This window comes from Kitasatospora sp. NPDC056076 (genome assembly GCF_042266305.1).
GTDB lineage: Bacteria > Actinomycetota > Actinomycetes > Streptomycetales > Streptomycetaceae > Kitasatospora.
Genome location: NZ_JBHJWG010000140.1, coordinates 1 through 1,095, shown reverse-complemented (window position 1 = coordinate 1,095; position 1,095 = coordinate 1). Strand labels below are relative to the sequence as shown.

The 1,095-nt window shown below is 75.1% G+C and carries 3 protein-coding genes; all 3 read right to left on the bottom strand.

Features of this window, described 5'->3' with window-relative positions; translation table 11 throughout:
- A partial coding sequence (locus ACFC1T_RS38465) for a GNAT family N-acetyltransferase (RefSeq protein WP_375897475.1) occupies positions 1-380 on the bottom strand: 380 nt, incomplete at its 3' end.
- Positions 381-415: 35 nt separating this feature from the next.
- The gene (locus ACFC1T_RS38460; RefSeq protein ID WP_375897473.1) at positions 416-619 is read right to left on the bottom strand and encodes an MbtH family protein; all 204 of its coding nucleotides are present in this window, start codon (positions 617-619) and stop codon (positions 416-418) included.
- 40 nt (positions 620-659) lie between these two features.
- The coding region (locus tag ACFC1T_RS38455) for a hypothetical protein (RefSeq protein ID WP_375897470.1) at positions 660-1,095 on the bottom strand (436 nt) is incomplete at its 5' end.

The following is a 1,095-nucleotide window of genomic DNA, read 5'->3' as shown; positions in this document are numbered from 1 at the left end:
CCGTAGACCTCCTTGAGCCCCAACTCGTCGGCGGCGTAGCGGATCAGGCCGCGGACCACCTCGGTGCCCAGGCCGCGGCCCCAGAAGCCGGGGGCGAGGGCGGCGACCAGCTCGTGCCCGTCGACGTTCCCGGTCCGCTTCACCTCCGCGTGGCCCGCGTAGGCGCCGTCCAGCCACAGGCCCCAGACGTCGAAGAGCCGCTGGGGGTACACATCGCTCAGGATCGCGCGGAACAGCGTGCGCAGCTGCGGTTCGGGCACCAGGTCCTGGCCCATCCAGCGGCAGACCTCCGCGTCGCGGAGCAGGGCGACGAAGGCGTCCTCGTCCTCGGGCCGGTAGGGGACGAACTCCAGGCGTTCGGTGTGCAGCACGGGGGTCACGGCGGACTCCTCTTCCTCGTGGTGGGGCGGTCGGGTCAGGCCTCGGCGTTCTCCATGCGCTCGCGCAGGCTGCGCGGGCGCATGTCGGTCCACACCTCGTCGACGTAGGCGGAGCACTCGGCCTCGGTGCCCTCCCGGCCGACCGGCTGCCAGCCGGCCGGGACGTCGAGGTCGACCGGCCAGAGCGAGTACTGCTCCTCGTCGTTGCGCAGCACCTGGAAGCGGGTGTTCTCGTCCATGTCGTTCCTGCCTCTTCTCGTTCTCGTGGGGTGGTGCCGGTCAGCGGCCCGGCCGGCCGTTCCGGGCGTGCCGGGCGATGTGGCGCAGCGCCTCGGCGAACTCCTCGGCGGCCCGGCGCACTTCGGCCGGGTCGTGGACGGCGGGGCGGTGGTGCCAGGTGAAGGCGAGCCGGCCCCGCTGGGCGGCGCCGACCACCTCCAGCGGGTGGGAGCCGGGGTCGCGGGGGTCGTGGTCCTGGCCGCAGGAGCCGAGTTCGGCGCGGACCAGGCCCCCGCCCGCGGCCTCGGGGCGGGCGTCCCACTGGCCGAGGTAGTTGAAGACCACCTGGCCGTGGGCGGCGGCGGCGAGGCGTTCGCGGACCTCGGGCGGGCCGAAGGCGCGCAGGGCGCCGAAGCCGAGCCCGTTGCCGGGCACGGCGCGCAGTTGCCGGCGGACGGCCTTGACCAGGGCGCGCCAGTCGCGGTCGGGGCCGAGC

Bases quoted from the DNA above. Each gene is read 5' to 3' on its own strand.
- ACFC1T_RS38460 (WP_375897473.1), bottom strand. From the start codon at position 619: ATGGACGAGAACACCCGCTTCCAGGTGCTGCGCAACGACGAGGAGCAG.